At 71.1% G+C, this 20859-nt stretch carries 21 protein-coding genes, 2 tRNA genes and 1 pseudogene; 14 read left to right on the plus strand and 10 right to left on the minus strand.

Going from position 1 to position 20859, the window contains the following annotated elements; translation table 11 throughout:
• Position 1 precedes the first annotated feature (1 nt).
• From Prubr_RS05750 to Prubr_RS05775, 6 genes are all read left to right on the plus strand, one after another.
• Entirely contained in the window at positions 2 to 1228 is a 1227-nt protein-coding gene (locus Prubr_RS05750) for a poly-gamma-glutamate hydrolase family protein (protein ID WP_212822320.1), read from the plus strand.
• Positions 1229 to 1264: 36 nt separating this feature from the next.
• Positions 1265 to 1687 carry a hypothetical protein gene (locus tag Prubr_RS05755; protein ID WP_212822321.1) on the plus strand — a complete coding sequence of 141 codons (423 nt, stop codon included), beginning with the start codon at positions 1265 to 1267 and terminating at the stop codon, positions 1685 to 1687.
• A gap of 88 nt (positions 1688 to 1775) precedes the next feature.
• On the plus strand, positions 1776 to 2624 hold the full coding sequence (locus Prubr_RS05760; protein WP_212822323.1) for a hypothetical protein: 849 nt from the start codon (positions 1776 to 1778) through the stop codon (positions 2622 to 2624).
• A 268-nt stretch (positions 2625 to 2892) separates the two neighbouring features.
• A complete protein-coding gene (locus Prubr_RS05765; RefSeq protein ID WP_212822324.1) occupies positions 2893 to 3144 on the plus strand; it encodes a hypothetical protein in 252 nt (83 codons plus the stop codon).
• Positions 3145 to 3186: 42 nt separating this feature from the next.
• Positions 3187 to 3612, plus strand: a complete 426-nt coding sequence (locus Prubr_RS05770; protein WP_212822325.1) for a hypothetical protein — start codon at positions 3187 to 3189, stop codon at positions 3610 to 3612.
• Positions 3613 to 3720: 108 nt separating this feature from the next.
• Positions 3721 to 3975 (plus strand): hypothetical protein, encoded by a 255-nt coding sequence (locus Prubr_RS05775; protein ID WP_212822326.1) that lies wholly within the window; start codon positions 3721 to 3723, stop codon positions 3973 to 3975.
• 4 nt (positions 3976 to 3979) lie between these two features.
• Here Prubr_RS05775 and Prubr_RS05780 read toward each other — a convergent pair whose 3' ends face one another.
• From Prubr_RS05780 to Prubr_RS05800, 5 genes are all read right to left on the minus strand, one after another.
• The gene (locus Prubr_RS05780; protein ID WP_212822327.1) at positions 3980 to 6094 is read right to left on the minus strand and encodes a hypothetical protein; all 2115 of its coding nucleotides are present in this window, start codon (positions 6092 to 6094) and stop codon (positions 3980 to 3982) included.
• Between the two features lie 34 nt (positions 6095 to 6128).
• Complete coding sequence (locus Prubr_RS05785; protein ID WP_212822328.1) at positions 6129 to 7358, minus strand: hypothetical protein; 1230 nt, start codon at positions 7356 to 7358, stop codon at positions 6129 to 6131.
• Positions 7359 to 7515: 157 nt separating this feature from the next.
• The gene (locus Prubr_RS05790; protein WP_212822330.1) at positions 7516 to 7719 is read right to left on the minus strand and encodes a hypothetical protein; all 204 of its coding nucleotides are present in this window, start codon (positions 7717 to 7719) and stop codon (positions 7516 to 7518) included.
• The gene (locus Prubr_RS05795; RefSeq protein WP_212822332.1) at positions 7719 to 7991 is read right to left on the minus strand and encodes a hypothetical protein; all 273 of its coding nucleotides are present in this window, start codon (positions 7989 to 7991) and stop codon (positions 7719 to 7721) included. The genes Prubr_RS05790 and Prubr_RS05795 overlap by 1 nt, the downstream gene beginning before the upstream one ends.
• Entirely contained in the window at positions 7991 to 9289 is a 1299-nt protein-coding gene (locus Prubr_RS05800; RefSeq protein WP_212822334.1) for a hypothetical protein, read from the minus strand. Before Prubr_RS05800 ends, Prubr_RS05795 begins: the two co-directional genes overlap by 1 nt.
• A 121-nt stretch (positions 9290 to 9410) precedes the next feature.
• Between Prubr_RS05800 and Prubr_RS05805 the strand changes: the two genes are divergently transcribed.
• The 3 genes from Prubr_RS05805 (at position 9411) to Prubr_RS05815 (ending at position 11408) form a co-directional block, all read left to right on the plus strand.
• Positions 9411 to 10181 (plus strand): GntR family transcriptional regulator, encoded by a 771-nt coding sequence (locus Prubr_RS05805; RefSeq protein WP_212822335.1) that lies wholly within the window; start codon positions 9411 to 9413, stop codon positions 10179 to 10181.
• A 218-nt stretch (positions 10182 to 10399) separates the two neighbouring features.
• Entirely contained in the window at positions 10400 to 10765 is a 366-nt protein-coding gene (locus tag Prubr_RS05810) for a GntR family transcriptional regulator (protein ID WP_212822337.1), read from the plus strand.
• A 250-nt stretch (positions 10766 to 11015) separates the two neighbouring features.
• Positions 11016 to 11408, plus strand: a complete 393-nt coding sequence (locus Prubr_RS05815) for a hypothetical protein (RefSeq protein WP_212822338.1) — start codon at positions 11016 to 11018, stop codon at positions 11406 to 11408.
• Positions 11409 to 11497: 89 nt separating this feature from the next.
• Here Prubr_RS05815 and Prubr_RS05820 read toward each other — a convergent pair.
• A tRNA-Lys gene (locus Prubr_RS05820) sits at positions 11498 to 11570 on the minus strand.
• 181 nt (positions 11571 to 11751) lie between these two features.
• On the opposite strand from Prubr_RS05820, the gene Prubr_RS05825 reads away from it, so the two are divergent.
• Together Prubr_RS05825 and Prubr_RS05830 are read left to right on the plus strand one after the other, a co-directional pair.
• Positions 11752 to 13011, plus strand: coding sequence for a L,D-transpeptidase (locus Prubr_RS05825; protein ID WP_212822339.1), 1260 nt, complete (start codon positions 11752 to 11754; stop codon positions 13009 to 13011).
• 166 nt (positions 13012 to 13177) lie between these two features.
• A pseudogene (locus tag Prubr_RS05830) lies at positions 13178 to 14442 on the plus strand (L,D-transpeptidase).
• Between the two features lie 50 nt (positions 14443 to 14492).
• Here the strand turns inward: Prubr_RS05830 and Prubr_RS05835 are convergent.
• Positions 14493 to 14568 (minus strand) — tRNA-His (locus Prubr_RS05835).
• A gap of 114 nt (positions 14569 to 14682) precedes the next feature.
• Positions 14683 to 15273, minus strand: coding sequence for an oligoribonuclease (gene orn / locus Prubr_RS05840; RefSeq protein WP_212822340.1), 591 nt, complete (start codon positions 15271 to 15273; stop codon positions 14683 to 14685).
• A gap of 116 nt (positions 15274 to 15389) precedes the next feature.
• On the opposite strand from orn, the gene Prubr_RS05845 reads away from it, so the two are divergent.
• Entirely contained in the window at positions 15390 to 16646 is a 1257-nt protein-coding gene (locus Prubr_RS05845) for a glycosyltransferase 87 family protein (protein WP_212822342.1), read from the plus strand.
• 165 nt (positions 16647 to 16811) lie between these two features.
• On the opposite strand, the gene Prubr_RS05850 is transcribed toward Prubr_RS05845, so the two are convergent.
• A complete protein-coding gene (locus tag Prubr_RS05850) occupies positions 16812 to 17549 on the minus strand; it encodes a YcnI family copper-binding membrane protein (protein WP_212822344.1) in 738 nt (245 codons plus the stop codon).
• 13 nt (positions 17550 to 17562) lie between these two features.
• Entirely contained in the window at positions 17563 to 19170 is a 1608-nt protein-coding gene (locus Prubr_RS05855) for a copper resistance CopC/CopD family protein (RefSeq protein WP_246568356.1), read from the minus strand.
• A gap of 454 nt (positions 19171 to 19624) precedes the next feature.
• On the opposite strand from Prubr_RS05855, the gene Prubr_RS05860 reads away from it, so the two are divergent.
• A complete protein-coding gene (locus tag Prubr_RS05860; RefSeq protein ID WP_212822346.1) occupies positions 19625 to 20134 on the plus strand; it encodes a MauE/DoxX family redox-associated membrane protein in 510 nt (169 codons plus the stop codon).
• Positions 20131 to 20844, plus strand: a complete 714-nt coding sequence (locus Prubr_RS05865) for a DsbA family protein (protein WP_212822347.1) — start codon at positions 20131 to 20133, stop codon at positions 20842 to 20844. The genes Prubr_RS05860 and Prubr_RS05865 overlap by 4 nt, the downstream gene beginning before the upstream one ends.
• Positions 20845 to 20859: the final 15 nt, after the last annotated feature.

Here is a 20859-nt window from a genome sequence, read left to right on the forward strand (position 1 = left end):
CATGGCGGATCTCTACGCCTCGTACGCCGAGCTGGCCGCCGCCGAGACGGAGGGTGTCGACTACTCGAGGACCGTCATTCCGGTGACCGGCGCCACCTGGGCGTCCATCGCCATCCACGGTGGCGGCATCGAGCGGGGCAGCGGCGAGATGGCGCGGGCGGTCGGCGACGGGCTCATGAGTGTGTACGAGTTCGCCGGGCTCAAGACGTCCGGCAACCAGGACCTGCACATCACCTCGACGAATTTCGACGAGCCGCTGTGCACTGCGTTGGTCGGGGCCTCGCAGCGCACCCTGTCTTTCCACGGCTACGTCGGCACGACCGGCGTCGCGACGACGGCGCTTGGCGGGCTCGACGCCGACCTGGTCGCGCGCGTCCGCGCCGCGCTCGAGGATGCTGACTTTGCCGTGGTGGATGCTCCGAGCGAGATCGCGGGCACGGACCCGGCCAACATCTGCAACCAGAATGCCAGGTCAGCGGGTGTGCAGCTCGAGATGAGCCGCGCGCTCCGCGACAGCTTCTTTCCCGGCGGGGCCACGAGTGCCGGCGCTGCCGCCGGCAGGCTCGAGGCGTTCTGGCGCTACGTGCGGGCGGTCAGGTCGGCGTACATCGGCACGGGCCGCATCTCGGCGGGCGTCATCAACTCGAGCAGGTGGGTGCTGGCGCCGTCGCCGGCGGCGAATGTAACGGTGACGGCGGCCGTCAGCACGGATGCCCTGGCTGTTGGGGGCAGCATCTTCGCGGCGGTGGCCGCCCGGTCCAGTGCCGACGGTGCGAGCTGCTACCTGGCCAGGCTGGACTGCACCACCAGCCAGGGCATCACGCTCACGATCCGGCGTCGGTCCTCTGGCACGGAGACGCTTCTGGCGACCTACGTCTCCGACCTGGTGCACGTGGCTGGAGCCCGGTACTCCGTAGCCCTGGACGTGCGTGGCAGCACCCTGCGGGCTCGGGTGTGGCCGGCGGGCCCGTGGCCGCCGCCGGCATGGCAGGTCGAGACGACCGACAGCGCTCACGCAGCGGCCGGGCACGTCGGCGCGCGGCTGATCCTGTCGACGGCCTACAGCGGTGCGCTGCCGGTAACCGCGCACGTGTCCGACCTGACCGTGGATGCCGGCTACCAGGTGGCGACGGTGGCGCCAGGCGGGCGTGCGCTCAACGGCGTCCGCCGGTCGTGGCCGGCCGGGACGCCGGTCGACGTGTGGACCCCTGCTCACCTGGCCCTCTGAGGAGAGACGATGGCAACCATCCAGCCGGGCCGGAAGGTGACGGCGGCGCTGCTTCGGTCGATCAGCGCGGAGACGGTGTATCGGGGTACGCCGCCTGGCACGCAGGACATCACGGCTACGACGTTCGCCACGTTGACAGGGCTGTCGTTCACCCTGACCAAGATCCGATCCGATACAAAGCTGATCGTTGACCTGACGGCCACGGCCTACGTGTCTGGCACCAGCGGTCACCTGGCCATCATCGCCGTGCGAATCGCAGCCGCTGACTACCCGGTCGCCGAGATGATCCTCAACACCGCGAGCGCGCACACGCCGATCACCGGTCATGCCGAGATCACGGGCGTGGCGGCCGGGACGTACACGGTGTCGCTGCGGGCCCGGAACGACGTCGGATCGCGTACGACTCGCGTGGATGCCGGCGACAGGTTCACCGTCAACATCCGCGAGACCTGGGCCTGACGTTCCGCACGGCGGCACACGTCCGCCGTCTTCCACCCGCCGGGCGGACGCTCGAGGCGGGCACCACACCACGCCCTGGAGGTAGACCGTGCCTACGTACGCGCAGCTCGCCGCCGAGGCGGTCTGGGGCCGTGAGATCACCCCACCGGCCATGACCTGGCTCGCCGAAGCCCTCTGTGCGCACTTCGGCCGGCCTCGCACGGCGGCCGGAATCAAGGGCGACAACCGGCACCTGAACGGCTCCCACCGGTCGCAGGAGTGGATCCTGCAGAGCCGGTGGTGCACCAACCGCAGGTACACGGTCGAGTCCGGACTGACCGCCGAGCAGGCGCGGTGGCTCGCCGGGTTCGACTTCACCCCGGGCAGCACGAAGGACATGCTGCTGATCTGCCAGCGGCTCGACCGGGCTGTGCGGGCCGGCGAGCTGGAGGAGATCGCTGCCTGGTACGGCAACGTCGACGGGGATCAGCGGGTCGACGGGTGGGACAACATCCGCAACGTCGTCGCCACCTCGGACAGCAGCCACCTGTGGCACCTGCACATCACCTTCAAGCGGCGGCACGCCAACGACATGGCGCTGATGCGCCGCGTGTTCGCCGTCCTGACCGGCACAAACAATGGAGGGCTCATGTCCGAGCTGAGTGGCGCCGAGCAGCGGGAGCTGTACAACGCGATCTGCGGGAAGGGCGGCGTGCGCTTCCAGGTCGCCGGCCGCGGGCCGAAGGGCGACCGGGGCGTCGTCGACTACGTCCTGGAAGGCAAGGACGCGGTGCTCGAACGGCTCAACGAGCTGCCGGCGGCGACGGCCGAGGCTACGCTCGCCCGGCTCGGCCAGGTGCCGGTGGCGGAGTCGGCCCGGGTCCTGGTCGCGGTGCTCGGTTCGGAGCGGGCGCGGGAGCTGGGCGCGGCGCTGACCGCCGGGCCGGGCAGTGAGTGACCCCCGAGCGACTGATCAAGTTGTGCGTCCTGGCTGGGTGCGGGCTGGGGGGCCTGGGTGGACTCGCCTTCCTGACCGTCCGGCACCCAGAGCGGGCGTCCGAGGCGCTGATCCTGGCGCTGCTCACTCTCGTCGCGACTCCGCTCGGGTTCGGCCTGGTCGGCATCTCACCTGGCGTTTCGACCCAGCAGCCTTCGGGATCGGTGTCATCGGGCTCATCCTCGCCGGGCTCATCCTCGCCGTCGGCGCCGTCCGGGGCGGGTGAGCCGTGACGCAGCGAGGGTGGCAGTTCCTCGTCGGGCTGCTCGTCGCGGCGCTGACGCTGGTGGGGCTGGCGCTGTACACCGCCAGTCGGGCTGACGTCGCTGCGGAGCAGGCCCGTGAGGAGTCGGACCGGCGCTGGTGCGGGGTGGTCGTGGCCTTGGACCAGGCGTACCAGGAGTCACCGCCGCAGACGCCGGCCGGCCGGCAGATCGCGACGTCGATCGCTGAGCTGCGCCGGGATTTCCACTGCCCCTGACCTGGGGCGGTTTCTCTTTTTCGACCTCATCGGAGGCGCTACATGTCGCTCATCCAGAAGTACGGCAAGGCCGGCGTCGCCGTCGTCTTCGCCGGGCTCACCGCCGCCTACGCCGCGCTCGGCGGCGACCAGCACGTCGACCCGGTCGAGTGGGTCGCCATCGCCACGGCGGCCGCGCAGGCGATTTTGGTCTGGCTGGTGCCGCTCGTACCGTCCGCGCCGTGGCTCAAGACGGCCGTCAACGGGGCACTCGCGGTCCTCGGCGTCCTGACCGTCGCGATCGTCGGCGGACTCGACAACGCCGAGGTCGTGCTCATGCTGCTCGCCGGGCTCAGCGTCCTGGGTGTCGGTGTCGCGCCGTCGGCGTCAACGACCACAGCCGGCCCGGGGCGGGCGCCGGTGACGACGTCGGTGGGCTGGGGTTCTGGCTCGCCGCGGGTCATCGACGGCGAGCTGGTCACCCGGTAGCGTCGTCTGGGACGGACCCCCGTCGTACGAGCGCAAGACAGCGCCCCCGCTGGCCACCGGCCGGCGGGGGCGCTTCTGCATGTCCGGGGTCTATGTCACAGTGGAGTCATGACCGAGACCCCGCAGCAGCGTTGGACCCGCCGCCTCCGCGATGCCGCGATCGAGGCCACCCTCGCGGGTGTCAGCGAGGCCGAACTGCGGGCCGCTCTCGACGACGGCCTGGCCGAAGGCCGCCGCGGTCTGGCACTGCGTCGCGGTGAACTGCCCGCACCGCCGACTGCTGCCCGGCACCGGGCCGGCCCGGTCGCTCCGCCCGGATCCGCAGCCGAACGGCTGCTCAAGGCGACCGGCATCATCCCCTGATCGATCAGACCAACTCGTAGCGGTCGCCTTCGCGGGCGACCGCTCCTTTGTCTGCAAGGGCCGAGAGCACCTGGTGCACCCGCTGCGCGGACACGTCCACGCCGAGCGTGCCGACCTCGGCACGGACCTCAGCGGCGGTCAGCCGGCGCCTCGAGGCGTCCAGCACGGCGAGGATGGCCTCACGGGTCGTCGGTACCCCGCCGGGGACAGCGGGCGCCGGCGCGGCGTGCTGTGCGGCCGGCTGTGCAAGGTGCGCTTCGGAAAGCAGCGCGGCGGCCTCCCGCTCGACCGGGTCCGGGGCCGGCTTGGCCGGCTGGCTGTTCCGGGTGACGCCCATGGCCAGGAGGAACTGCTCGGCGGCCGAGCCGGCCGGGGCGGCGGTCAGCGGACCGGCCGGCACCACTGGCGCTGCGGGCTCGTCGTCCAGGTCGTCGCCGAGGTCTTCCTCTCGCAGCTCGGCCAGCATCGCCGCAGCCCTGTCCCAGCGGCCGGCGTACGCCCGGCCCGCGGCCACCTCCCGCATCGTCGGGTGCTCCAGCAGCCCCTCGAACTTTTTCGGATCCCGGCCCTCGATTACATCCGCGACCGTAAGGCGGGCAGCGATTCGCTGCGCCCGCTCGTCCAGCCGGGGCCGCAGACCGGCGGTTGCGATCGAGTGTCGCTCAATGCTGGCCAGGTCAACGTCGACCGTCCGGGCCAGCACCGGCGTCAGGTCCTTGTCCGTTCGGAACAGGTAGGCGCTGCCGACGTGGAGCAGCGGGGTCCGGCCGGGGTTACGGCCGAGCACGTGGTCGCACTCGCCTTCCTCGTCCATCCGCATGCACAGCCGGATGCCGACGACCGCGCGCAGGCCCTTGCCGAGCAGGTCGCCGGTGCCTCGCAGGACGGACATCACCACTCGGACGCCCTCGGCTCGGCCAATCTGCGCGACCCGGGCGATGCCCTCGTCGACGAGGGATGCGAGTAGGCCGATCGTCTGCCGGATCTCGGCGCCTTCGTCGGCCAGGATCAGGATGGCGGGCAGGGCGGCGTCGACCGGCAGCACCGTCGAGTTGGCGGCCCGCTTGCGGCGCACCGCCTCGCGGTTGACCTTGCGGTCCTTGGCCACGGCAGCGGCGGTGGCAACCATCACGGCTGCTTCAACGTCATTGGTGGCCACCCAGTCCACGACCGGTGCGGTGGCGTCGCCGCGCGCCCAGGGGCCGACCCAGGGAACCGCGACACCGCCGCCGTTGAGGTCGACGACCCAGATCAGGGTGTCGGTGCACCGCGCCAAGAACATGATCAGGCGGTTGAGTGCCGTGGTCTTCCCGGATCCGGTCGTACCGCCGACGATCATGCTCTTCTGGCGCAGGCACACCTCGAGGCGCTCACCGCGTGCCGTGGTAGCCACGTCGAACGGGTCGTTGATGCTGGCTGGTGTTGTCGGCTCGGCGAGCATGCGTCCCTCGCCGGCGAGGCAGTCGCGGAGCATGACGTCCAGGATCGCGGCGCCCTGGTGGGCGGCCGGGAGCGCACGAACGACGCAGCCGACAGGCAGTCGACGGGCGGCGGCGATAGTGTCGCACAGGGCTGCGACGGTCTTGAGCGTCATGTCTTCCGGAAGGTCGATGTGAACGCGCTGCCCGTCGCGTGGCTCGTCCCAGGGGTGGATTGCGGTCACCCGGATCGGCTTCTTGAACAGCCTGGTGAGCATCGCCTCCCACTGAAGCACGTCGGGCGGCCGCTGCTCGACCGGCGGCGCGGCGGGCAGCGCGACAAGCTGGTTGGCCTGCCACGGCGTCAACCGCTCAGCCGCCGGGGCCAACAGCAACTCCAGCACGAGCACGACGCCGGCGCCGATGCCAAGAGCAACAACGGCCGGCCCGGACCAGCCCCACCCGGCAACGACCGCGACCCAGATGCCGGCGGCAAGCGCGGCCACGCCACGGTGGATCGCAGCGGCCATTCGATCCAGGGCGGCCGCGATAAGGACGGCGCCGAGGGCGGCGAGGGGGGCGAGGCCGAGCGGGAGCCACCAGGACACCGGCACCCCCGGCAGGCGCAGCGCGACGGCGGCGAGCAGGATCACGATTACCCAGGCGGGTACCCAGACCGCGCCGCTCTTGGTGGCTCCCATGTGGCCTCTCCCTTCCTGTTGGTTGGTGCGCTGGTCAGACGTCTTGCTCGGCGGCGGAGATGTCGGCGCGCTTCTCCCGGTGCCGGCCGCCCCGCTCGCCTTCGAGGCGGGCCTCGTCGGTCTCGTGCGAGCGCCGGTAGGCGCCGGATAGCACCTCGGCACGGCTGCCGAGCTGCCGCAGCCGCAGGGCGAGGGCTTCCTCTTCGGCTTCCAGGGCTGCGAGGTCGGCGGCGATGGACTCGGCCTCGGCGATGAGGGTCGGGTCGGCCGGCAGGTCCGTTTCGCCCTGCGTGGCGAGCTTCCTGACGCCGCTGGCGAGGGAGCCGATGAGCTGGGCCTGGGCGTCGGCCTGTCGGGCGGCGTCCTCGGCAGCGGGGGTGATGGTCTGGAGGTTGCGGCCCCACCGCTGGAGCGAGCTGTCCTCTTCGAATCGGATCGTCACGTTGCTCTTCTCCTTCTGATCGGGTCCGGCTGGCGGGGTGCCGTCCGGCTTGGTGCTCTTCCTCTCGGCCGGCTTCTGCTCGGCTGCGGGCTTCTCCGGCTTCGCCTTCGGGGCTGGCTTCTCCGGCGCTGCGGGCTTGGCCTCGGCGGGTTTCTTGCTGGCGAGGTCTGGGGGTGGCTTCGCCCTGTCGCTCGGCGGCGCGGGCTTGGCGCGCGGTCCCGGTTCGGGTCCCGGTTTCGGCGGTTTCTGGCCGCCGCCGGGCCACCGGAACCCACCGCCTCCTCCGCCCCCGTTGCCGTTGGGGCGCCGGGGGCCAGGGCCCGGCGGTTTCCCACCCGGTCCCGGGGGCCTACCGCCGGGCGGTCCCGGCGCCTTGGGTCCGCCCGGCGGCCGCAGTAGGTCGCGGAGCCGCTTGCCCGGGCCTGCTGGTGGCGCGCCGCCGGGGCCGGGCGCCCGGGGCGGTCCCCCAGCAGGCGCCCGGGGCGCTGCCCGGTCCCGGATCCGGCTGAGGAGGTCTCGAAGCCGCGGCGGTCGGCCAGCGGGGTCGGGGCGGCGTGGCTTGTCCGCGGGCGGGGTCTTGTCGGCGCGCGGGGTCTTGTCGGCGGACGCCTTCCCATCCGTCTTCGCCGCGGCCTGAGCCTTGCGCTGGGCGGTCCGGCGACGCATCCACCAGACGAGGGCGCCGACCGCCGCGGCGAGCAGGTGCACGACCACCCAGACGGTCAGGCCGCCCGCGACGTAGATCAGCACGGACGCCAGGACGGCGGCGAGCAGCCCGGTGATGACGAGCGGCGGGCTCAGTTCGACCCGCTTCGCCGTCACGGCCTGTGGACCATCAACCCCTTGACCCTTCAAGGGGGTTGATGGCTGCTTGCGAGCCGGGTTGTCGGCAGGCGCCGCAGGTGGGCGGGGTTGGCGGGCGCATCAACCCCTTGACCCTTCAACCCCTTGACGTCACTCACGGTAGCGTCCCCCATGGTCAGAACAGCAGGCCCGAGAGCCAGGTGATGGCGGCCTGCGTCACGTTGACGACCGCCCGGATCATGCCGGCGAACGGGCCGCCGGCTGCGGCGACGATGGCGCCAAGGGCGAGGGCGAGCAGGGCGGTGATGAGCCCGCCCTGCCGCCAGACGCGCCAGGCGATGCCGGCGGCGAGCAGGGTGCCGAGGATGGTCAGGGACATCAGAACCCCTTGCGGCTGGCGTACTCGTCGGCCAGCAGCGCGCTGACCCCGCCCACGAAGGCGATCAGGGCGGTGACCGGCAGGGCGGTGGCGGCCGAGGTGAGGATCGCGGCGGGGACGACGCTCACGAGGGCGGTCACGACGGCGATGACGCCGACCTTGACGATCCGACGGGCGCGCCGAACGCTGCGGGGCGGGTAGGCGGGGTTGATGGAGCGGAGGGCGTGGGCGAGGCGGCGCTCGAGGCGGCGCTCGGCGATGCGACGGAACATCAGGACTCCTCGGTGGGCTTGGCGTCCTTGAGGACGCGGCGGGCGGTGGTCTCGGAGACGCCGGTCTTGCGGGCGATTTCGGCGGGCTTGAGGTCGGGGTTTCTGGCGACGACGCGGGCGGCCTTTTCGGCGGCCTTCGGGGGCCGGCCGGGGCCGACCTTTTTGACCGCCGCCGACACCGTCTTTCTGGCGGGCTTCGCGGCCGAGATTTGGCGGCCAGCCGGGGCCGGCCCGGCGGGGGTTTCGGCGGGCGCGATGGCGGGGGTTTCGACGGCGGCGGTGACGGCCGGCGGGGTGGCGTCCGGGTCGGGCCAGAGCCGGCGGGGACGGTCCACGATGGCGGGCTGGGCTGGTGCCGCGAACGCCCGCTGGTGCTGTCCGCGTAGTGACGTCGTGGCGTCGCGCATCAGCAGCCGGACGTCGTCGAGGGTGGTCTGGGTACGGTCGTCAACCGGCGGCGCCGGTGGGGCGAACAGCGTGGTCCGGATCGCCAGCGTCCGGCGAAGCTGCTCCCGCGCGGCATCGACCGTCGCCTGGTCGGCCGTCTTCGCAAGCTGCTGGAGCCGGCGCTCGGCGGTGGCCAGCCGGTCGCGGCGCGGTCGCCAGCGGGAGACCTTTTCGGTGCCGCCGAGCTTGGCGGCCTGCTCGAGGACGTAGACCTCCATCGCCTGGTTGACGAGCTGACCGACCCTTCGCTGCTGGAACACCTCGTCGAGGTTCGAAACGGCACCCGGCTTGAGTAGGCCAAGGCGGACGCCGAGCCGAGCCGGGGTCCAGATCCAGGAGGACTCCTCGGCCTTGGAGTCGACCTTGCGCAGGGCCATCACCTTCTGGGTCCAGAGCGCGGCGGCCACGAGCGGGCTGAAGAAACGGAAGAACTGGGTGGCTGCGTTGCCACCGGCCATCGACACGGTGATGGATGCGGCGATCGACATCGCCCAGATGATCAGGAGGTAGCCGGCGACCCGGGCCGTGGACGACTTGGTCACCGCCTTCACCGCGGCCCGACCCTGGGCGTAGATCACGGCATCGAAGGCGCCGAACATGACGATGGCGAGCCAGACGCCGACGCCGAGTTGCTTGTGGACGACCTCCCACATGCCTTCGGTCGTGACGACGAGGAAGAGGAAGACGCCGAGCTTGCCGGCGAAGTCGTCGTGTTCGCGCGTACGAATCCACTTCCGGATGGCGTAGGCGGCGACCAGGGCGCCGACTGCGCCGGCGCCGGTGGCGAGGTAGGGGCCGTAGATCGCCAGCCAGTTGGTGACGGCTCGTACGGCCGGGTGGTCGATGTCCATGCCGAGAGCATGGCATAGGTTCTATCTTTTCGTCTAGACGAAACTCTGCCATGCTCTGGACATGACCTTCGTCCTGACAGTTGATGCAGACGAATCAAGATCTGCCGGTAGCGTGGCGGGCATGCCGCCGATCCCCCGCTACCGCCAGATCGCCGATGAGCTGCGCCAGCGCATCAAGTCCGGCACTCTGCCGGCTGGTGCCGCCCTGCCCACGGAGGTCGAGCTGATGGAGCAGTGGGGGGTGGCCCGCGGTACGGTCCGCGAGGCAATCGCCCTGCTCCGCGCGGAGGGGTTGATCAGCACCGCCCGGCATCGGGGCTCGCACGTGCGCCCGCGTTGGCCGGTGCGCCGGCTTGGGATGGACCGGTACAAGGTCGAGACCCGGCAGCGGGACGGCGGCGAGTCGGAGCCGGCGACGTCGTTCACCGCCGACCAGCGGATCGGCTGGTCGGACTACACGATGGACAAGGACTACAGCGAGGTCGGTGCCGACGAGCAGCTGGCCGGCCTGCTTCGGGTCGACGTCGGCACGCCGCTGCTCCGCCGCCACTTCGTGTTCCGCTCGTACGGTGTACCGCAGCAGATCTCGACCTCGTACCTGCTGCTGGAGATGGTCGGCGGCACGCCGGTCGCCGATCCGGATCGGGAGCCGTGGCCGGGCGGGAACATCGCCCAGCTCGCCACGCTGGGCGTGCAGGTCTCGCGGATCCGGGAGCAAATTCGGACCCGGATGCCGACGACCGAGGAGGCTCGGATCCTGGGCCTCGGCGACGCCGTACCGGTGCTGACGATCACGCGAACGATGCTGTCCGGCGAGCGGCCGGTGGAGGCTGCGGTCGACATCGTGCTGCCCGGCGACCGGGTCGAGCTGGACTACACGATCGACCTGTAGTCGAACAGAGCGACGATCAGGACGAGGGTGAGGAGAACCGCTCCGGGCCATCCACAGCCGCGGAGCCGTACCAGCCAGCCTCTGAGCTGCCTCACGACTGCCTCCCGATCGGGTGGACTTGCGCTATAGCGCTGTAGCTCCATACCTGCACACCTACCCGCCCTGCATACCGTGCGTCAGTGCTCGATCACCAGTCCGGCGTACCGGCGTGGCGCCAGGTGGCGGACCACCTGCGCGGCCGAATCGCGGCTGGGGACTGGCCGGCTGGCGCGCTCATCTCGCCGACGCTGAGGTTGATGGATGAGTACGGTGTCGGTGCCGCCACGGTTCGCCGCGCTGTTCGGGCGTTGCAGGCGGACGGACTGGTCGACTACCAGCACGGGATCGGGATCAGGGTGCGGGAGCCGGGCACGCTGCGGCAGGTGCCGGTACCTCGCGGGTGCCGCACCAGGGCCCGCATGCCCACGGCCGAGGAACGCGCCGAGTTCGGGCTTGCCGACGGTGTGCCGGTGCTGGTCGTGATGGCCGGGGACCTGGTGAAAGGCGTGTATCCCTCGGACCAGGTCGAGCTGGTTTCACGCTGAGTCGATCGTCAGTATCGGGGTGCGTTTGGCGATCTTGGTGCGCCTGGATTGTCCGGCTAATGGCGGTTCGCGTCACATGCTGCGGTTAGCAAATGACGCAGAGTGATCGCTAGGCATTCCGGACAATTAGCTTCGCAAGGGCCCGCCAATCGGGACTTGTCGATCCACGTTTGGGTTAGTAAGTGTGTGCTAACCCGCTGCTCGACGGGCAGTATGAGCGCCTTCACGATCACCTCGGGGAGGCACCGCCATGTCACACCCGGCCGCCGCCGGCCAAGACACCACCACCGCATCAACCCCGGGCCGCGTCCACACCGCACTGCTGGTCGCCGCCGTACTGCTTACCCCAGCCACCTGGACCGCGCTCGGAATCGCCGCACACGCGCTTCACGGTGAGCCGGTCGAATTCGTAGGCGCACTCGCGATCGCATTCGCCGCTGCGCTCGTCCCCGCGACCGCAACTCTCGCCGTTTTCTGGATCTACCGACGAGACGCGGCGCACCGTCACCGCGAATTGCTGGCCACGCTCGAGTCGGTCGCAGAGCGCGCCCTGACCCGATCCGAGGCGGTCGCAGACACCGTCGACCGCCTCGCCGCCGCCCTGCCCGGCGGGGCCGCGAAAGTCCGGGACATTCGCCGCTGAGGGGGCCATTGTCCCCAGGATGTCCCCACACAAAAAGTAACGGCCCTCCGGATGATCTCCGGAGGGCCGTTCTCGCTGTTCAACCCAAGTGCGCCGCCAGGGACTCGAACCCCGAACCCGCGGATTAAGAGTCCGCTGCTCTGCCAGTTGAGCTAGCGGCGCTCGCTGACAACGGTGGAAACCCTAGCACGCCGATCCCGGCCCCTTCCAACCAGTTCGCCTCCCACCACACCCGTGTGGCTGACCTGACGCCGCCGCCCCGTCTGGCACCGTGTCGTCCGGGGCGCGCGCCCTTTCCTCCGTCGTGCACCATGTGCACAGCGACGAGTGAATCGGGGTTGGGATGGGCAGGGTTTGGCGCTTCGTGGCCGTACTGGCGGTGGTCGCCCCGTTGGCGCTGACCGGGTGTGCCGGCGGCGACGACAAGCCGCGCTTCGGCAGCGCTCCGTCCGACCCGGCGACCAGTTCCGCTCCTCCCGAGCCGTTCGAGTTCTCGGTGACGCCGGCCGCGGACACCAAGAACCTGCCGATCAGCACCGAGGTCGGCACCCTGGTCAAGGGTGGGACGGTGACCTCGGTCGCGTTGACCGAGACGGGCGGCACGAAGCCGATCGAGGGCGCGCTGCGTGACGACCAGTCGTCGTGGGTGCCGGCGAGCCCGTTGAAGTACTCGAAGTCCTACACGGCGACGGTCACGGCGACGAGCGCGGCCGGGCAGGCGGAGACGAAGACGACGACGTTCACGACGATGGCGAAGTCGGGTTCGACGACGGGTACGGGTCTCTACCTGTTCGACGACCGCGAGTACGGCGTGGCGATGCCGGTGGTGGTCGAGTTCCACCCGGGGGTGAAGAAGGAGGACCGGGCGGGGGTGCAGCAGCGGATGTTCGTGAAGACGGATCCGCCGCAGCCGGGTGCCTGGCACTGGGTGGAGAACGGGACGCAGGTGTTCTACCGGGCGCCGGAGTTCTGGCAGCCGGGCACGACGCTGACGGTCCGGATCGCGGTCGGCGGGCATCCGACGGCCAAGGGCCGGTACGGCGACATGGACCGCAAGGCGACGGCGAAGATCGGCGAGAAGCTGGTGATGGAGGTCGACAACGCCACGAAGCAGATGTCGGTCTTCAAGAACGACCAGTTGGTGAAGACGATGCCGGTCAGCCTGGGTAAGCAGAAGACGCCGTCCTCCAGCGGCACCATGATCGTGATGGAGAAGAAGGAGGAGACGGTCTTCGACACGTTCGCCGAACTGGGGCCGGAGGAGGGTTACCGGACCGATATCCAGTACGCGCAGCGGCTGACCTGGGGTGGCGAGTACATCCACGCGGCGCCGTGGTCGGTGGCCGACCAGGGACAACGCAACGTGTCGCACGGGTGCGTGAACGTGTCGGTCGACAACGCCCGGTGGCTGTTCCAGCAGACCAAGATCGGCGATCCGATCACGGTGAAGGGCACCGAGCGCAAGCTCCAGGCCGGTAACGGCTGGACGGCGTGGGACCTGACCTGGCCGGAGTTCGTCAAGGGCAGCGCGCTGCCGGTGCCGGCCGATCTGGGTCCGGCGACGGCGGAGCCGGGTGTCACGCCGACGGTGGCCGCAGGCTAAATTCATCGGCGGCGGCGCCGCAATCAAAGCGATCGACCGGTAAATCGGATTCGTCCCGATTTGCCGGTCGACTTTTTGGTGCTTCTCGTCTCGGCATGAAACCGGGACTTGCCGCTTTCCGTCTCTGAGAGACGATGGATGTCGAGAATGACACTGTGAGGGAGCCATGCGACCGAACCGAATGCAGCGGACACAGCACGCCCGTCGGGCGCTGGCGGCGGCCGTACTCGTCGGGGCGGTGGCACTGACGTCGGCCTGCTCCGGCGGCGGCAACGGGCCCTCCTGGCAGGGCGGCGGGCAGGAGCAGGAGCAGCGGCCGAAGGCGACGGCGGCGATCACCGTCCCGGCCGCCGACGCGCAGGACGTGCCGGCGTCGACCGAGATCACCTTCACCGCCGAGGGGGCCACCCAGACCACGGTCGAGCTGAAGAACGCCGCCGGTGAGGCCGTGGAGGGCGCCCTGACCCCGACGGCAAGAGTTGGCTGCCGGCGGGGCAACTGGACTACGCGACCGCCTACACGGCGACGGTGACGGCGACCGGCGACGACGGCCGGGCGGTGACCGCCACCCACGCGTTCACCACGATGGCCAAGCCCGCCAACCAGGTACGGGTGACCAGCTTCATGGGCGACGACCAGGTCGTCGGCATCGCGATGCCGCTCATCCTGCGGTTCAGCCGGGCCATCCCCGAGGACTACCGCGACGACGTGCAGCGGCGGCTGTCGGTGCGCACCGAACCGGCGCAGGAGGGCATCTGGAACTGGGCCAGCCCGACCGAGGTCCGGTTCCGCCCGAAGGAGTACTGGCAGGCGAACACCAAGCTGTTCTACCGGGCGCAGACCGGTGGCCTGCCGATGGGCGACGGCTGGTACGGCCGGTCCGACCTGACCATCGACGCCAAGGTCGGCGCGGCGGTGGAGATGGTCGTCGACAACGCCAACAAGCAGATGACGGTGACCAAGGACGGCGCCGTGATCAAGACGATCCCGATCAGCCTGGGCAAGCAGAGCACCCCGTCGTCGAGCGGCACGATGGTGGTGATGGAGAAGCTCAAGGAGACGGTCTTCGACACGTTCGACGAGCTGGGCCCGGAAGAGGGTTACCGCACCGACATCGAATACGCGCAGCGGCTGACCTGGGGTGGCGAGTTCATCCACGCGGCGCCGTGGTCGGTGGCCGACCAGGGGCGGCGCAACGTGTCGCACGGCTGCGTCAACATGTCGAACGAGAACGCGAGCTGGCTGTTCAACCAGACCCGGGTCGGTGACCCGGTGACGGTCAAGGGCACCGAGCGCAAGCTCCAGCTCGGCAACGGCTGGACCGACTGGAACGTCAGCTGGGACGAGTACGTCAAGGGCAGCGCGCTGCCGTACGAGCCGGCGGCCGACACCCCGGCGACGCCGGACGCGAGCGCCACGCCGGGCAACTGAGCATCGCGAAAGGGCCGGTCAGGAGATCCTGACCGGCCCTTTCGACCTACTGGGGTGACCGAGGGGACTTGAACCCCCGACATCCGGGACCACAACCCGGCGCTCTACCTGCTGAGCTACGGCCACCATGCAATCGGCGTCGCGAGCGAACTCGCGGGCCGGTGCCGCACAATGATAGCCACACCGGCACCCCCCGCGTCGAGTGGGTTACCCACCCGCCGGTCGCGTCGACCCGGAGCCTCAGAGTTCGGCGGCGATGGCCTTGGCGGTCTCGACGTCGGGGCCGGGCAGCGGAACGAACAGGGTGCGCCGGTAGTACTCCAGCTCACGGATGCTCTCCCGGATGTCGGCGAGCGCCCGGTGGGCGAGTCCCTTCGGCGGCTGGCCGAAATAGACCCGGGGATACCAGCGCCGGCACAGCTCCTTGATCGACGAGACGTCGATCATCCGGTAGTGCAGGTAGCCGTCGAGGCGGGGCATGTCGCGGGCCAGGAAACCCCGGTCGGTGGCGATCGAGTTGCCGCACAGGGGCGCGGTCCGGGGTTCCTTGACGTACGTCCGGACGTAGTCGAGCACCATGTCCTCGGCCTCGGCGAGGCTCACCGCGGAGCGGCGTACCTCCTCGGTGAGGCCGGACTTCTCGTGCATCGTCCGGACGATCTCCGGCATCGCGTCGAGCACCACGTCGTCGGCGTGGATCACCACGTCGACGCCTTCGCCGAGGACCGTGAGGTCGGGGTCCGTCACCAGGGCAGCGACCTCGATCAACGCATCCCCGCCGAGATCGAGCCCGGTCATCTCACAGTCGATCCAGACAAGAAGATCACGCACTGAAACAGCGTACGCCCCGGTGCGGCGCACGGGCCGGTCCCCCGTACGGCGGGGCGCGCCCGGTGCCGGTGCCGCCACGCGGCGTCGGGCGCCGTTGATGGCCTAGGGTTGCCGACGTGGCAGCCGCACCACCCACCGCCCCGATCAGGGTCGACGACACCGCCGGCGGTGGCCGGACGGTCCGCCGGATCGCGGCCGTCGCCGCCGTCACGGCCGCGGTCGCCGCGTTCCTCGCCTGGTACGGCAACCGCCACGACTTCTTCGATCTGCGGATCTACATGTCGGCGATGCGGTGGTGGAACGAGGGGAACCCGCTCTACGACTACCGGCAGCCGGATCCGGTGCAGGGCGAACTGTATTTCACGTATCCGCCGTTCACGGCGCTGCTGCTGCGGCCGTTCGCGGCCCTGCCGCTCGGCGCGACCTTCGCGGTCTTCTCGATACTGACCCTGGTGGCGGTCGCGGTCACCACCTGGTGGCTGGTCGGGCCGGCGACCGACCGGCGGGACCTGCCGCGCTGGTTCGCCGCCGGGCTCGCCGTGCCGCTGGTGCTGGCGATCGAGCCGAGCCGGGAGACGCTGGCGTTCGGGCAGATCAACATGCTGCTGATCGTGCTGATCCTGGCCGACCTGCTGTTCGCCGTACCGCGCAATTCGCGGTGGGCCGGGGTCGGTGTCGGGCTGGCGACCGCGCTCAAGCTGTTTCCGGGGATCTTCATCGTCTTCCTGCTGGTCACCCGGCGGTGGCGGGCGGCACTGGTGGCCAGCGTCACGGCGGCCGTGGCGACCCTGCTGTCGGCCGCGGTCACGCCCGGCGACTCGTGGCGGTTCTGGACGCACGAACTGTGGGCCACCGACCGGGTCGGCCGGCTCGACTACACCGCCAACCAGTCGCTGCTGGGCATGCTCAGCCGGTTCACCGCCCCCGAGGCGGCCAACCGGGTTCTCTGGATCGTCCTGGTGCTCGCGGTGACCGGGTTCGGGCTGTGGCGGGCGGCGCGGGCGGTGTCGGCGGGGGTGGACCCGATCGCCGGCCTGACGCTGGCCGGGCTGGTCGGTGCGCTGATCAGCCCGATCACCTGGTCGCACCACCTGTTCTGGCTGGTGCCGGCGATGATCGTGCTGGTCGACGCGGCGCTGCCGGTGCCCGGCGGCGGCGGGGGGACGCGGTGGCGGCCGGGTTACCTGGTGGCGGCCGGCGGCGTCTTCGCCGCGTCGGTGTACGGCGTGGTGTCCTTCCCGCTGTGGAACAACGATCCGGTGCCGACGGGTTCGGTCGGCGAGTTCCTGCTGCGGAACCTGTTCGTCCTGATCTCGTTGCTTCTGCTGGCCGGTCTGCCGGTACGCCGGCACGGCGGCGCGCTCGGCTGGTAGCCGACCTTCTTTACCACTTGTCCGGCAAACCGGACAGATCTTTCTAGTCTCACCTTTCGCCCGTAGTGTGGCGATTAACGGAAAAACGTCCCTTGCACCGTTCCCCCGGTGAGAGCGGCCCCGCGCGTCGGCAGCGCGCAGGGCCGCTCGCCGTACGGGATCCCGTCAGGCGGCCGGCGGCGCGGCCGGCCGGCGGGTGCGGGCGTACGCGAGCCCGCCGAGAACCAGGCCGGCGAGCCCGGCGACCAGACCGGCGATGCCCCACGCGTTCGACCCGCCGCCGTCGCCGGTGGCCGCGACCGGCGTCGCCTCGACGCTCGGACCGGCCGTCGGGGCGCCCTCGGCCGACGCCGCCGCCAACGTCAGCACCGGCGCCGGGCTGGCCGGCTCCTCACCACCGGCCGCCGCCGGCGGGTCGATCCAGCGGACCACGTTGCCGTCGGAGTACGTCTGCAGCGCCCGGAACACCATCCGGTCGACCTCCGGCAGCGGACCGGCGGAGACCGGGAACTCCTGGAACTCGCCCGGCTGGACGCCCGTGTCGTCCGACGACGCCGTCCAGGTGATCTTCGCGACGGCCTCCGTCACCTGGCTGCCGTGCATCTCCAGCGGCGGGTTGACGGCCCGCTTCTCCACCGCGACCGTCCACCCCGGCACCGGCATCGTCGTCACCGACGCCACCGGGGCGTCCTCGGGGAAGAACACCTCCACCTTGGTGGTCGACGCCTCGTCGCTCTCGTTCGGCACCCGGAACGCCAGCCGGGCGTACCCGCCCTGGTCGGCCTCGTTCGGGTTGACGGTGATGTGCGCCGAGGCGGGTGCGGCGACCCCGAGTACGGCGCCGAGGACCGCCCCCAGGGTCAGGACCGCCGCGGCGGTCACGGAGCGACGAAGACGGATCATGGACGGGACCTCTCTACGTGACGGGCACGGTGACGGTCACCGTGTCCTGGTCGATCTCGGATATCCGGACCGTGACGCGCATCTGCCAGTCACCGGCCGCCGGCAGCCGGATGTCGCCGAAGGCGTGGTTGTCGGTCAGGCTCAGCAGCGCGATGTCGATCGGCTCCACCCCCTGGTCGGGCAGCGCGATCGTGGCCCGCCACTCCACCACCGGCAGCGGCCGGTTGTCGAGGGTGTAGGCGTACATGTGCACGGTGTTGTTGCCCCGGGCGGCCGGGTCCATCTGGATCTGCAACGAGTAGATCGAACTGGTCGCGGTGGTCGTGAAGTACTCGACGCCGCCGTCCCGGCCACCGGCGACCGCCGTACGGGCCGGCGTCGTCTGCACCAGCACCGCGCTGACCGCCAGGATGACCGCGGCGATGCCGAGTTCGAGCCACACCGCCTTGCGCATCCGGCCGGGCTCCTCCGGCGCGGTCCGGCTCCGGACCAGCTTGCGGGCGAACGCCGCGACCGCGAGCACCACCGCGAACAGCACCACCTTGGCGATGATCAACTGGCCGTACCTGGTGCTGAACAGGGCCTGCGGGGTGCCGACCTCCAGCAGTGCCTGCACCACACCGGCGAGCAGCAGCGCACAGACCGCGAACGTCGCCCACCGCGACCACACCGGCAGGATCGCGGCCAGTTCCCGGTCGTCGGCCTGCCGCAGCAGGAACGCCACCAGCATCACCAGGCCGCCCAGCCACACCGCCATCGCGGCCAGGTGCACCGCGTCGACCACCACCGACACCGCCGGGACCAGGGCGGCCGCGGCGTGCCCGGCCAGCGGCCAGGTCAGCAGCGCGGCCCCGCCGAGGATGCCGAGCAGCACCTGGTCGCTGCGGGTGGCCCGGCCGTCGCCGTGCAGCAGCGGCCACAGCAGGAACGCCGCCGCGAGCAGGATGCCGAGCCGGACCAGGTGAACGGTGCCGTACAGGCTGCCGAGGACGTCGCCCAACGCGGCGCCGCTGCCCTCGAAGATCCCGCCGCCGTTGGTGTACGGCACCTGCAACCAGATCGCCGCCAGCGTCGACACGGTGATCAGGCCGGCGCCGGTCCAGACCAGCCGGGCCGGCCCCGTCCGGGACAGCCGCTGCGGCCACAGCAGCATCAGCACCAGCACCGGGCCGACGACCAGCAGCAGTCCGGTGTACCCGAGGTACTTGGCGACCGGGATCGCGGCCGCGACGACCGGGTCGGCACGGTCACTGCCGTCGTCGGTCGGCGGCTCCGACGGGTTGCCGACCGAGTACGTGAAGGCGCCGCTGACCGGGTGGCTGTCGGCGGAGATCACCCGGTAGCTGACCAGGTAGGTGCCGCGCGGCCCGCCCTGGTCGACCGGGATCGTCACCACCGAGCCGTTGAACGTCGGCTCGCCCCGGTCGACCCGGTTCCCGTCCGGGCCGATCACCCGGATCTTGTCGGTGACCTTGCGGACCGACTCGCTGAAGGTGAGCACCACCTCGGCCGGGGCGGTCGGCACCACCGTGTCGGCGACCGGGCTGGTGCTGCTGAGCACGGCGTGGGCGTACGCGGGGGTGGCCGGGACGAGCAGCGTGGCGAGGGCTGCGACCAGCACCGCCAGCAGGGCCGCGCACCGCCTCGGGGTCGCGGACCGGGCCGGGCCCGCCGGGGTAGCGGGTCGCGACCGGTCCACCAGGGTCGCGGATCGCGACCGGTCCGCCGAGGTCGCGGATCGCGACGGTGTTCGATGATCTGCGGCAATCATGTCGGACATGCTCGCCGACCGGGGCCCTTCGACGCGAGTCCGGACACCCATCACCTCCGAAGATCGACTGAGCCGCGACCGGCGGATCAACGCGACATCAGCAGCTAGTCGGACGGGCACCCGGAATAGTTCCCCCGCACGCGGGAAACTTGCCCACGTTCTGGCCGGGGCTTGGTGACCTTTGGCCCTACGGCCGGTAGTAGCCGCGGCCATACCGTCTGACGCGGCGGACGGGCGCGACGAGGTCACGCCCGCGAGCCCCGCCGTGGATGCCGGCGGACCACGTCAGGACGGCAGGTGAGGCGTGACCGTGAACAGCGTGGGCGAGAGCCGCCGATCCGCGGTCCTGCCCTGGATCGGCACCGCCGTACGGCTCGGGCTGGCCGCCGTGTGGCTGCTGGCCGGCGCCACCAAGGTCGGCGACCTGGCCGCGTCCGGCCGCGCCGTCGCCGCGTACGAGGTCATGCCGTACGACGTCGCGAAGATCGTCGGCGCCGCGCTGCCGTTCGTGGAGATCGCGCTCGGCGTACTACTCCTCCTCGGGGTGGCCACCCGGCTGGCCGCCGCCGTCTCCGCGGCGCTGCTCGTCGTCTTCGTCGCCGGCATCACGTCCGCGTGGGTCCGCGGCCTGTCCATCGACTGCGGCTGCTTCGGCACCGGCGGCCAACTCGCCCCCGGACAGACCCCCAGCTACGGCCCGGAACTGCTGCGCGACCTCGGATTCCTCGCCCTCGCCGGCTTCCTGCTGGTCAGACCGCACACCCGGATCTCAGTCGACGCCATCGGCGGGCACCACCCCAAGGAGGAGCAGTGAGCAGCAGAGCCGGACAGAAACGGGCGGCGAAGGTGGTCCGCCAGCAGATGGCCCGGGAACGGCGCCGCCAGCGCACCCTGTGGACGTCGGTCGTCGCGGTCGCCGCCCTGGTCGTCGCCGGCATGATCGGCTGGGGTGTGTTCGCCAGCCAGCGGGCCGACGAATACCACGCCCCGACCGGCGCCACCGCCGACGGCAGCGGCATCGCCGTCGGCACCGGTCCGGTCACCGTCGACGTCTACGAGGACTTCATGTGCCCCGCCTGCCGGCAGTTCGAGACACAGTTCGGCCCCGTTCTGGACCAGCTCGTCGCCGACGGCCGGGTCCGGGTCGTCCACCACCCGGTCGCCTACCTCGACCGCGCCTCCACCACCGACTACTCGAGCCGGTCGTCGGCCGCGGCCGGCTGCGCCGCCGACGGCGGCCGGTACGGCGAGTACTCGTCGGCGCTGTTCGAACGGCAGCCGCCCGAGGGCGGGGCCGGGCTCAGCACCGACGAACTGATCCGCATCGGCGGCGGCGTCGGCCTCGACGAGGACACGTTCGGCACCTGCATACGCGACGGTAGGTTCAGGACGTGGACGGCACACGTCACCGATCTCGCCAGCGAACGCGGCGTCCGCGGCACCCCGACCGTCTTCGTCGACGGCCAGCCGGTGCAGAACAACGCGGAGGCGATCCGGACGGCCATCGACGCGGCCGGACAATAGGCCGCGGCCGGACAG

Source organism: Polymorphospora rubra (genome assembly GCF_018324255.1).
Classification (GTDB): domain Bacteria; phylum Actinomycetota; class Actinomycetes; order Mycobacteriales; family Micromonosporaceae; genus Polymorphospora; species Polymorphospora rubra.

Excerpts from the sequence above, each read along its gene's own strand:
- Prubr_RS05815 (WP_212822338.1), top strand. The coding sequence starts at position 11,016 with ATGTCACACCCGGCCGCCGCCGGCCAAGACACCACCACCGCATCAACC.
- Prubr_RS05795 (WP_212822332.1), bottom strand. The coding sequence starts at position 7,991 with ATGTTCCGTCGCATCGCCGAGCGCCGCCTCGAGCGCCGCCTCGCCCAC.
- Prubr_RS05770 (WP_212822325.1), top strand. The coding sequence starts at position 3,187 with ATGTCGCTCATCCAGAAGTACGGCAAGGCCGGCGTCGCCGTCGTCTTC.
- Prubr_RS05825 (WP_212822339.1), top strand. The coding sequence starts at position 11,752 with ATGGGCAGGGTTTGGCGCTTCGTGGCCGTACTGGCGGTGGTCGCCCCG.
- Prubr_RS05790 (WP_212822330.1), bottom strand. The coding sequence starts at position 7,719 with ATGTCCCTGACCATCCTCGGCACCCTGCTCGCCGCCGGCATCGCCTGG.
- Prubr_RS05805 (WP_212822335.1), top strand. The coding sequence starts at position 9,411 with ATGCCGCCGATCCCCCGCTACCGCCAGATCGCCGATGAGCTGCGCCAG.
- Prubr_RS05750 (WP_212822320.1), top strand. The coding sequence starts at position 2 with ATGGCGGATCTCTACGCCTCGTACGCCGAGCTGGCCGCCGCCGAGACG.
- Prubr_RS05775 (WP_212822326.1), top strand. The coding sequence starts at position 3,721 with ATGACCGAGACCCCGCAGCAGCGTTGGACCCGCCGCCTCCGCGATGCC.
- Prubr_RS05780 (WP_212822327.1), bottom strand. The coding sequence starts at position 6,094 with ATGGGAGCCACCAAGAGCGGCGCGGTCTGGGTACCCGCCTGGGTAATC.
- Prubr_RS05850 (WP_212822344.1), bottom strand. The coding sequence starts at position 17,549 with ATGATCCGTCTTCGTCGCTCCGTGACCGCCGCGGCGGTCCTGACCCTG.
- Prubr_RS05800 (WP_212822334.1), bottom strand. The coding sequence starts at position 9,289 with ATGGACATCGACCACCCGGCCGTACGAGCCGTCACCAACTGGCTGGCG.